Here is a 10,396-nt window from a genome sequence, read left to right as displayed (position 1 = left end):
AAAGAATAAGAAAAAAATAATACTTTTATAATACCTTCTAATATTATACTGACCGTAGAGAACGAGACAAGAGGAGTAAATTATGAAAAGAATATTTTTGTTAATAGTTGCATTATGCGCTATTCTATTTGCAGACGTAAGTGACAAAGCCATTGAAGCCTACAATAATGGAGACTATACAGAAGCGATAGAATATTTCGAAGAGGCTGCAAGTAAAGATATTATGGCACAACATTGGCTTGCAATTATGTATGAAAAAGGTCAAGGAACCAATGTTGATTATCAAAAAGCATTGTATTGGCATAAAAAAGCAGCCAACAATGGTCATGCCATATCACAATTTATACTTGCGGAAAATATTCTATTCGCGAACAATCGGTATATTGGTATCAAAAATCAGCAGCACAAGGTTATTCCTTGGCACAATATAAACTTGCACTCATATACATAAATGGAATAGAGGTACTCAAAGATTATTCCAAAGCAAAATTTTGGATAAACAAATCATATGACAGTGGTAACTATCTGGCAAAAAACGCTTGGAATGAGTATGAACTGTGGAAGTACTAAAAACATCCCATTTATGGGATGGCTTCAAGAGTTAAGGTACTTTTACAATAAGTACATCATCTTTATTTTGAACAGACGAATACGATAGAATATTCTTCATATAGTTTTCACTTATACTGCTATAAAATTCATCAAAAGATACAATTGATTTTCCATTATTAGCCAATAAAATCAAACTGTTATTGTTTCTAAAAACTTTTACATCCCTCTTGCATAAACCATAAATGGAAATCTCATCACCTTGTTTAACTTTAAACTTATTTATTATTTCTTTGACAACAATAAATTGTTCATTAAAATCTTGCGAATTTATTTTCATAAAAAATTTTATTTTATTCTCATCTTTATTATTGTTTATCATATTTTCTAATATGTGATTATTTAAATTATCTATACTTTCAATATTATTCATACTGGTTCCTCGTTTGTTTGATTTAAGATTGACTTACTTCGTATAATATCTTCAAATTAGGTCTTTTGCTAATAGGCAGTATGCGATAATTAGTATTATCCAACGCATAACTCACATTATTCTTTTTATATAAAATCACCAAATGAAATTTCTTTTTGTATCTTGAGAAATAAAGAGATATATTCTTTTTATCTATACCCAACTCAAGTAACGTTGTATATATAGCAATAGCATAGTCCTCGCAGTCTCCAGCCCCTTTGAATATAAATTCTTTTCTTGTCGCCCAATAATCATTTTTTGCATAATTTTCGATGTCTGTTTTATATTTAAATTTATTAAAATAGCTGTTTACTCTGTTTAATTTTTTTATTTCAGAGCCACTTGCAAATTCAAGAATATTAAAATAGCTGATTTTTTTAATTAAGTCACATTTCATATAATTCTCCTCTATTTGTGAATTTTATCTACAAATAGTATTTCAACTGTATCATTTTTATAATTGGGATTGATTTTTTGATACTTTTGTAGTATTCTATAAATATATACTATCCTCATGAATATAAAAGAAGAACTTATGATTACTGCCAACGATTTAGAAAATATCACGATACTCTATGCAGAAGATGATTTTCAAATACAAGAAGGTACCGTCCAAACACTGAACCTATTTGGGATAAAGGTAATCTCTGCAAACAATGGATTAGAAGGATTGGAGCTGTTTAACAACTCCAAACAAAACATTGACATGATACTTACTGTTATAAAAATGCCAAAACTTGATGGGTTAAGTATGATAAGAGAGATACGAAAAACGGATAAATTTATTCCCGTGGTTATAACAACAGCCCATCAAGAAACAGATTTTTTAAAAACATCTATAGATTTAAATGTCAGTGCTTATGTACTCAAACCCATTGATATTTATCAGTTAAGAGATAGCCTTATCAAAGCGATTGAACCAAAAATACTTAAAGACAGACTCATAGAAAAACATCAACTTATGTTGACACAATCCAGATTTGCTACTATGGGTGAAATGATTAATATGATAGCACATCAGTGGAGACAACCCTTAGCTGCTATTGGAACAGCTTCTTTCAATCTAAAATACAAACTTCAAACACATAAATTTGATCTTAATACCAAAGAAGGACAAAAAGAACAAGCATCATTTTTCGAAAAAAAACTCGATGAAATAGAATACTATGTGCAAAATCTCACTGCAACGGTTGACGATTTTAGAAATTTTTTTAAAAGTGATAAAAAAATAGTAAAAAAAACAATCAATGAACCCATAGAAAATTCACTTAAAATCATGCAAAAATCTCTGGATTCAAATAATATAACAGTTATAACACAATTACAAAGCACAAATATTATCAATATCTATGAAAATGAAATCATGCATGTCATCCTAAATATATTAAATAATGCCCAAGACAATTTTCTCGAAAATTCTAAAGAAAGTATGATGATAAATATCAATACAAAAGATTTACAAGACACTACTCAAATTGATATATTTGATAATGGTGGGGGAATAAATGATACTATCATAGACAAAATCTTCAAACCCTACTTTTCAACAAAAAAAGAAAAAAATGGTACAGGAATAGGTTTATACATGTCAAAAACCATAATAGAACAAAATCATCAAGGAAAATTAAATGTTTACAATGAAAAAGATGGTGTAACTTTTACAATAACCCTTCCGACAATATAATGATAATATGATAAAATAACTTATACTAAATTAATATTAGGAGGTTTCCTTGAAATATTTTATTGCATTTTTACTCTTTTTTAATATACTATTTGCAAATCAATCAGATTTAACACCAGAAGAAAAAGAATGGCTAAAAAACAATGAAATTATTATCAGTGCTGACCAAGCATATCCTCTCACCTTTACCAATAAAGATAATGAAATAGATGGTATTTTTGCTGAAATTTTTAACATTATCAAGAAAAAATACAATTTAAAAACAAAAGTTGTCACAGATACCTGGAGTCAAATTTTTCAAAAATTTAATAAAGGTCACATTGACCTTATAGTCGCTGCAGCTTTTACCCAAGAGCGTGCGAAATTTGCAAACTACAGTTCAGTAGTTCATCAATTTAAAATTTTTTTTATGTAAAAGAAGACAATACTACTATTAACGGTTTTGCCTCTTTAAAAAATAAAAAACTTGCGTTTATAAAAGGTTATGGAACAATTCCTAAAATTAAACAAATGTTTCCAACTATTCAAATAGTTGAAACTAAAGATATACAAGAAGCAATCGAAATGGTACTAAATGGTAAAGTTGACGCATACTACAATGCCCAAATTATTGTAGAACAATATTTAATAAACAATCTAATTACTGGATTAAAATCTGTTTCACAACAGACATTCCCAGCTATTGGTATTCATATTCTCACCAATAAAAATAAACCCGTGTTACACTCTGTTATTGAAAAGGGTCTTAAATCCATCACCAAAGAAGAGAAAATCGCAATAATACAAAAATGGTTAAACGTAAACATCAAAAAACACTCAATAATTTTCACCAATGAAGAAGTGATTTATTTAAATAAAAAAAACAATATAGCTATGTGTATCGACCCAAATTGGATGCCCTTTGAAAAAATTAAAAACAACAAACATATAGGAATAGCTGCTGATTATATGAAAATCTTTGAAGAGAAAATTGGTATTCCTATCGAGTTGGTACAAACAAAAACCTGGTCCCAATCTTTAGAATATGCAAAAAATAGGAAATGTGATATCTTATCTTTAGCCATGGCAACGCCAAACAGAAAAGAATATATGAATTTCAGAACACCCTATTTAGTTGTACCCGTAGTTTTAATTACAAAAGCAAATGTACCTTATGTAACGGATTTAAGATATCTAAATAATAAAAAAATTGGTATTCAAAAAGATTATGCACTGTATGAACTCATAAGAGGAAAATACCCAAAAATAAATATAGTAGAAGTAAAAGATTTAGAAGAGGGTTTCAATAAAGTTAAAAAAGGTGAACTTTTTGGTCAAATATCCAGTAATATCAGTGCATCACATCTGTTTCAAACAAAATTTATAGGAAGCCTACAAATAACGGGTGCCATTGATGAAAAATGGGAATTGGCAGTTGCCGTTAGAAACGATGATTTAATTCTTTTAAATATTTTTCAAAAAGCGATTTCAACACTTAAGGAAGATAGCAAACAAAATATATTAAATAAATGGATTTCAATCAAATATGAAAAAGGTTTTGATTATGATTTGTTATGGAAAATAATTTTTATTTTTGTTGTGATTATACTTTTGTTCATATATAAACATATTTTATTAAACAGACACAACAAAGAACTGCAAATAGCACAAGAAAGAATAAAAGAGTTAAACACTACTTTGGAGAGAAGAGTTAAAAAAAGAACAAAATCCTTAGAATTAAAAACTCTTGAACTTGAAGAGCTTAACAATACCCTTGATATAAAGAGTAAAGAAGAGACAAGTAAAAGAAAACAACAAGAACAATTACTCATACAACAGTCAAGACTGGCAGATATGGGCGAAATGATAAGCATGATAGCCCATCAATGGAGACAGCCTTTAAGTGCAGTGAGCCTTATCATTCAAAACATTCATTTAACATATACATTCGGGAAATTGGATGAGAAGTATCTGTTCGTACAAACACAAAAAGCTAAAACACTAACAGAACAAATGTCAAAAACCATTAATGACTTTAGAGATTTTTTCAAACCAAATAAGAAAAAATCCAATTTTTCACTTCATGCCGCAATACAACAGACAATTACTCTCATAGATGATAGCTTTAGACACAATGAAATTGAAATAATAAGAAATTTAAAAGATGATGTTATGGTATACGGTTTTTCAAATGAGCTTTCTCAAGTAATTTTAAACATACTTGTTAATTCAAAAGATGCTTTGGTAGAAAATAAAACAAAAAATCCCTACATAAATATTCGACTGGAAAAAGATACAAAATATGGGAAAATTTCCATATCCGATAACGCTGGTGGAATAGAGCATAAAATCTTAGATAAAATTTTTGAACCCTATTTTACAACAAAAGAGAGTCATAATGGAACAGGTTTGGGACTGTATATGAGCAAAATGATTGTGGAACAAAATATGCATGGAAAACTCAGTGTGGAAAATACTCCAGATGGTGCAAAATTTTGTATCAGTATTCCTATTCATCAAACAAATACAGACAAGTAAAATAAATTTATCATCAAGGTTATAAGAATCTTGATGATAAATTTTTGTCATCTCTCTGTCATAGCATTGTTGACAGTTTTCGTAATAGGTTTAAGCAAATAGTTCAAAATCGTTTTCTTTCCTGTTTTTATATCCACTTCAGATACCATACCTGGTATTATTAAAAGTGGTTTTTCTTTGGTACCTAAATAGTTTTTATCCGTTCGAACTAATATCTGATAATAATATTTCTTTGTCGCCTGATCAAAAATTGAGTCAGCTCCAATTTGTTCAATTTTACCTTTCAAACCGCCATAAATAGAAAAATCATAAGCGGTAACTTTAATAGTTATGTCATTCTTAACACTGATAAAACCAATATCTTTTGGATCAATTTTTGCTTCAACCAATAAAGAATCATCAAGAGGAACAATATCCATTAACGTATCTGCTGGTTTTATAACCCCACCAATGGTATTAAAATAAACATGGTTTACCACCCCATCAACAGGAGAATAAATAATAGACTTGTCTACTCTGTCCTTACTTGACATCAGTTTGGCTTCAATTTTTTTAATCTCAGACCCAAGTTTACTTAACTCTTTTGAGGCGTTTGATTTAAAGATATCAATTTGTTGTTGTCTGCTTTCATTTGACTCTTTTATAGCATTAAGCGATCTCTTTAACGCCAGTTCTGCGATTTCTAATTCTCCGATATTATCGCTGTTCTCCTTTTTTAATTTCAATTCTTCAATTTTTGACATAAATCCATCTTTTACACCTTTTACAACAATTTCCAATTGTTTTTTTATGTAGTGTTGGCTCTCTCTTAATTTTTTAATCTTTCGATTGATTTCATTGTATTCTTGCTTCTTTTGTTCGTATTTTAAGTTCTCTACTTCTATGAGACTTTTAAGTTCATTTATTTTATTTTTATAATATATCTCTTCGTTTTTTATATATAAAGAAGCCTTTTCACTCCATTTATTGGGGAAAATTAATTTTGGAATATTATTAATATCTTTAATATTACTTTGTGCCAAGAGTCTGATTAATTGTGTTCTGAAACTGTATAAATCTTCTTTAAGTTCATCAACAGTAGCACTAAATCTTACATCATCAATCAGCAGTAGTTCTTGCCCTGCTTTTACAAATGATCCCTCTTTGACTAAAAGCTTTTCAATCGTACCCCCATCTGAACTTTGAATATTTTGAATTCTAGAAGATGGAATAACTTTACCATGACCTTTTACGATTTCATCAATAGGAGACAGAGCTATCCAGACTATAATAGAAGCCAAAAAAATCAACACTGCAAAAAACAGTAAGTTTCCTTTTAAGCTTGAATCTTCATAGGCAGAGAAACCAATTTTGTCTACAAATTTTATATTTTTATTATGCATTTACTCTTACCTTCCCTTTGTGTAATTTTTCTAAGATGACATTTTTTGGTCCATCATCTACGACTCGTCCATTGTCAACAATGATAATTCTATCCACCAAAGGAAGCAGCGAAAACTTATGGGTGATAAGTATCAACGTTCTATTTTGACAAAACTCTTGAAGTCTGGAAATAATACCTGCTTCTGTCATATTATCCATCTGACTGGTTGGTTCATCCAGTACCAATATGTTGGGTTCATGTACAACAGCACGTGCCAGAGCTACAGCTTGTTTCTCTCCACCTGAAAGTCCATCGCCTCTCTCGCCCACTTCAAGGTCAAAGCCCATTTCATGATTAACCGTAAAGTTGTCCACCCCTGAAAGTTTAGCGGCAGCTATGAGTTTCTCATCATCAATAAAATTGGTTCCCGAAGTGATATTGTCTTTAATTGTACCCATAAATAAAAAGTTATCTTGAGGCATATAACCTATAGATTTTCTCAAATCAGCAGGCTCTATTTGTGAAGCACTCGTACCATCAATAAGTACTGAACCATCTGTTGGGTCATATAGGTTCATCGCCAGTTTTGCTAAGGTACTTTTACCACTTCCAATTCGACCGATGATGGCTACTTTTTCATTGGGATTTATTTTTAAATTTAAGTCATTTAATACTGAAATACTCTCTTCATTGTATCTGAACTGTACATTCTTAAAAAGTAATTCACCCTTTAAGTCGGGTCGGCTCAAATAGGTTTTAAATTCATCTTTTTCAACAGGCATTTTCATAAAATTGTTCAATACACTCAAGGATAACATTGAGCGTTCCAATCGAACCATAAGAGAAACAATTTGCGTTACAGGAGCACTGATACGTCCATTTAATAGTGATGCGGCGATAATAGCACCCATTGTTATTTCACCATTACTTACTCCCAAAACTCCAATAGAGATAATAGCCACACTTGAAATTCCATTTAAAAATGCCAAGATATAATTAATACTGCTGTTTAAAAAATGACTTTTTTCGTTGACATGAGCCAGCACATCAATACTTTCTTCCCACATACTTCGCATTCTAGCATGAAGTCCCGTACTTTTTACTGTTTCAAGTCCTGTAATCGTTTCTAATAATAACCCTTGCTTAAACTGATCATGTAAAAATGCCTCTTGGATATATCTTCTTTGAGGAGCTTGTGATAAAAATGCTATAGCAAGCCCCACTATAAGCGTAACCACAGGTACTATTGCCATAGCCCCACCAATAAAATATATCACCCAGATAAAAAGAAAAGTAAAAGGTAAGTCAACGATGAGTGCCACTGTTGATGAAGTGAAAAACTCTCGTAAAGACTCAAAACCAGACAGATTATTGGCAAAAGTACCACTATACGCAGGTTTTGACGTTAGTTTTAGATTTAAAAGTTTATTAAAGATTATCGTACCAATTTTTGCATCTGCTTTACGTCCGGCGAAACCAATTAACCAAGAACGTATGATTTTAAGTATCATATCAAAGAAATAAACGATACAAACACCTACTGCCATTACAATAAGTGTATCCACTGCATTATTAGGAACAACTCGGTCATAAACATTCATCGTAAATAAAGGAGAAGCCAGTACAAAAAGATTGATAAAAACAGCAGATAACAATACTTGAATATATATTCCAAAATTATCTTTGAGTATACTATAAAACCAAGCCTTTGGTTTGGCATTGTCAAGTGATTTGTATACTCCAGATTTGCTTTTGAGATCTTTTTTTAACAGTATGACTTCACCGTTGTGTCTTTGATTTAACTCTTCAAGTGATATTTCCATCTCTTCAACACTCTCTTCGACAAAACAAACACTTGCCCTATCCTCATATATCTCTTTTACGATGCAGACTTTCCCCTCATTTAAAATAAGTATCAAAGGAAGAAACTTATCTTCAAACTTTTTGAGGTGTGATTTTCGTGTTTTGATTCCAGCTTTGTTGGCTGCTTTTTCAAAAGTTATGATATCAATATCGTTGTCTTTTATGGTTAAACCGTCAATCAAGGCTTCTTTTGAAATAGTGATTCCAAATAAAGTACACGTATGCTGTAAGGTATTTAGTAGTGACATTTATGTTCCTAATAATTTTATATTTTGTATTATTTCTGAACATAGTATTGCAAAAGTATCATAATTTGTGTTTATTATCATTTTTAACACAAAGATACTCAAATAGTATTATTTTTGATTGTTTTAGTATTCAGACTATAAATAAAAGGGCATAGAAACGTATATCTACACCCTTTTATTTTTTTTATTGATAGAAATTATTTTACTCAACTTTCGCACATAAAACCCAGCTCTTTTTGAGTGTAAGCACTGAGCACAGCTATAATCTGTAGCAAATCTTTATTCTCCTTGACAACATTTTGGATTTCAGAGATTTTTGTAAGTATTTGAATAAAGAGTTGCATTGAGATAGCAAGAGTTTCAAGTTTACATTCTAAATCTCTAAATAGTTCTCCTAATGTTTGTGGCTCATGTTTTATCCGATTGATGTAACTTACAATATTGTATGCGAACATTGAAAGTGTTATTTTTGCAATAAGGGATTCATAGATTCTATTTTCTTCTTTTCCTAAGCCAAACAGGCTTCTTAGGTCTTTGTCTCCTTGCTCAATATTCCATCTTTTCTTGTAAGTTGCTAAAACCTTTTTTCCTGAAATGGCTATATCAGTAGAGATAAAGACAAGTAAGTCTTTGCCAGTGTGAAGAAACACTAATTTTACTTTTCCAAGAGTAGCATGTTCTATTATCGCATCGAAATATTTGTAAGATATTTTGCCATGCTTACCACTATTTTTATGACGAATATTTTTTAAACTGTTGTAGATTGCATTTAGAGTTTTATGCTTACCTTTAAAATTCCAAATAAGTTTATTGTTTGGAAGTCTCGCAATAATTGGCATCCCTAAATCATTAGCTTGTTTGATGAAATTTGGTTTAGCATACCAGCTGTCTACAAGGAGATAATCGGCTTCAATACCATTATCTAGAGATCTCTCAAGCATTTCAATAGCTAGAACATTTTTACCTTTGGTTATCTCATTCTTTCTCTGATGAGCATTACTTCTATGATGTAGCTTATTTGTGAATTCAGATGTAGACTTTCTTTTACTATCATTCATTTTTATTGAGAAATCAAGTTGAAAAGTTGAATGTGAATCTGCATAATTCAGAGATACAATATTAAGTGCATTTATACTTCTATGCTCTTTATTACTCCAGATATATTTACAGCTTCCCTCAATATACTTACCTCTTTTAGCTTCGACTGTGTCATCGATAATGAGTAACTTGTATTCACCATTTTTATGCAATGGCTTTATCTTTTGTAAAAGTGCATTGGCACTCAACAATAAAAGCTTTCGCCAGTTGTAACGACTCTCTTTTATAAATCTGTAATATGTATCTTTACCAAATGCACTGTCGCTCTTTTTTATAAAAGTTGACTGTCTTTTTTGCATCACTAGCATATAAAGAAAATGCAGGATTATTTGCAATGGCGGATAGCCTACTTCTCTTTTTACAAAGTTACTCTGCTTGAGTATCTTTAAAATATTTATATCTGTTAAAACTTCAAGGATTGGATTCTTTAATACACTCTTCATAGCATAGTTGATATAATTTGCAAGTTCCATAAAATAAGCCTTGTATATTGATGTTGTGGTAACAAAATTATACTATAAAGTGCCTATTTATGGGCTTTAATACTCAATTTAAGTTGATGGATTTATTGAAATCTATGTGCGAAATTTGAGTATTTTAGT

General features: G+C 30.4%; 10 protein-coding genes. 5 read left to right on the top strand and 5 right to left on the bottom strand.

Going from position 1 to position 10,396, the window contains the following annotated elements; translation table 11 throughout:
- The first annotated feature begins 82 nt into the window (after positions 1-82).
- Entirely contained in the window at positions 83-451 is a 369-nt protein-coding gene (locus GBG18_RS14045) for a tetratricopeptide repeat protein (protein WP_152192073.1), read from the top strand.
- Positions 418-570 (top strand): SEL1-like repeat protein, encoded by a 153-nt coding sequence (locus GBG18_RS15790; protein ID WP_193311165.1) that lies wholly within the window; start codon positions 418-420, stop codon positions 568-570. Before GBG18_RS14045 ends, GBG18_RS15790 begins: the two co-directional genes overlap by 34 nt.
- Before the next feature lie 31 nt (positions 571-601).
- On the opposite strand, the gene GBG18_RS14035 is transcribed toward GBG18_RS15790, so the two are convergent.
- A complete protein-coding gene (locus tag GBG18_RS14035) occupies positions 602-982 on the bottom strand; it encodes a hypothetical protein (protein ID WP_152192072.1) in 381 nt (126 codons plus the stop codon).
- Positions 983-1,004: 22 nt separating this feature from the next.
- Positions 1,005-1,418 carry a transglutaminase-like cysteine peptidase gene (locus GBG18_RS14030; RefSeq protein ID WP_152192070.1) on the bottom strand — a complete coding sequence of 138 codons (414 nt, stop codon included), beginning with the start codon at positions 1,416-1,418 and terminating at the stop codon, positions 1,005-1,007.
- A gap of 138 nt (positions 1,419-1,556) precedes the next feature.
- Between GBG18_RS14030 and GBG18_RS14025 the strand changes: the two genes are divergently transcribed.
- The 3 genes from GBG18_RS14025 to GBG18_RS14015 all read left to right on the top strand — a co-directional run bounded on the left by GBG18_RS14025 (position 1,557) and on the right by GBG18_RS14015 (position 5,222).
- Positions 1,557-2,705: a hybrid sensor histidine kinase/response regulator gene (locus GBG18_RS14025; protein WP_193311164.1), complete on the top strand. Its 1,149-nt coding sequence runs from the start codon at positions 1,557-1,559 to the stop codon at positions 2,703-2,705.
- Positions 2,706-2,754: 49 nt separating this feature from the next.
- The gene (locus GBG18_RS15680) at positions 2,755-3,120 is read left to right on the top strand and encodes a transporter substrate-binding domain-containing protein (RefSeq protein WP_152192066.1); all 366 of its coding nucleotides are present in this window, start codon (positions 2,755-2,757) and stop codon (positions 3,118-3,120) included.
- A gap of 95 nt (positions 3,121-3,215) precedes the next feature.
- The gene (locus GBG18_RS14015; RefSeq protein ID WP_152192064.1) at positions 3,216-5,222 is read left to right on the top strand and encodes a transporter substrate-binding domain-containing protein; all 2,007 of its coding nucleotides are present in this window, start codon (positions 3,216-3,218) and stop codon (positions 5,220-5,222) included.
- 47 nt (positions 5,223-5,269) lie between these two features.
- Here GBG18_RS14015 and GBG18_RS14010 read toward each other — a convergent pair whose 3' ends face one another.
- The 3 genes from GBG18_RS14010 to GBG18_RS14000 form a co-directional block, all read right to left on the bottom strand.
- Positions 5,270-6,604 (bottom strand): HlyD family type I secretion periplasmic adaptor subunit, encoded by a 1,335-nt coding sequence (locus GBG18_RS14010; protein WP_152192062.1) that lies wholly within the window; start codon positions 6,602-6,604, stop codon positions 5,270-5,272.
- Positions 6,597-8,696, bottom strand: coding sequence for a type I secretion system permease/ATPase (locus tag GBG18_RS14005; RefSeq protein ID WP_152192060.1), 2,100 nt, complete (start codon positions 8,694-8,696; stop codon positions 6,597-6,599). Before GBG18_RS14005 ends, GBG18_RS14010 begins: the two co-directional genes overlap by 8 nt.
- A gap of 206 nt (positions 8,697-8,902) precedes the next feature.
- Complete coding sequence (locus GBG18_RS14000; RefSeq protein WP_152192058.1) at positions 8,903-10,267, bottom strand: IS4 family transposase; 1,365 nt, start codon at positions 10,265-10,267, stop codon at positions 8,903-8,905.
- Positions 10,268-10,396: the final 129 nt, after the last annotated feature.

This window comes from Poseidonibacter ostreae (assembly GCF_009208075.1).
GTDB lineage: Bacteria > Campylobacterota > Campylobacteria > Campylobacterales > Arcobacteraceae > Poseidonibacter > Poseidonibacter ostreae.
Note: the sequence above shows the minus strand (reverse complement) of the source record. Positions and strands in the feature narration are given on the sequence as shown.

Bases quoted from the DNA above. Each gene is read 5' to 3' on its own strand.
- GBG18_RS14045 (WP_152192073.1), top strand. From the start codon at position 83: ATGAAAAGAATATTTTTGTTAATAGTTGCATTATGCGCTATTCTATTT.
- GBG18_RS14035 (WP_152192072.1), bottom strand. From the start codon at position 982: ATGAATAATATTGAAAGTATAGATAATTTAAATAATCACATATTAGAA.
- GBG18_RS14030 (WP_152192070.1), bottom strand. From the start codon at position 1,418: ATGAAATGTGACTTAATTAAAAAAATCAGCTATTTTAATATTCTTGAA.
- GBG18_RS14025 (WP_193311164.1), top strand. From the start codon at position 1,557: ATGATTACTGCCAACGATTTAGAAAATATCACGATACTCTATGCAGAA.
- GBG18_RS14015 (WP_152192064.1), top strand. From the start codon at position 3,216: ATGTTTCCAACTATTCAAATAGTTGAAACTAAAGATATACAAGAAGCA.
- GBG18_RS14010 (WP_152192062.1), bottom strand. From the start codon at position 6,604: ATGCATAATAAAAATATAAAATTTGTAGACAAAATTGGTTTCTCTGCC.
- GBG18_RS14005 (WP_152192060.1), bottom strand. From the start codon at position 8,696: ATGTCACTACTAAATACCTTACAGCATACGTGTACTTTATTTGGAATC.
- GBG18_RS14000 (WP_152192058.1), bottom strand. From the start codon at position 10,267: ATGGAACTTGCAAATTATATCAACTATGCTATGAAGAGTGTATTAAAG.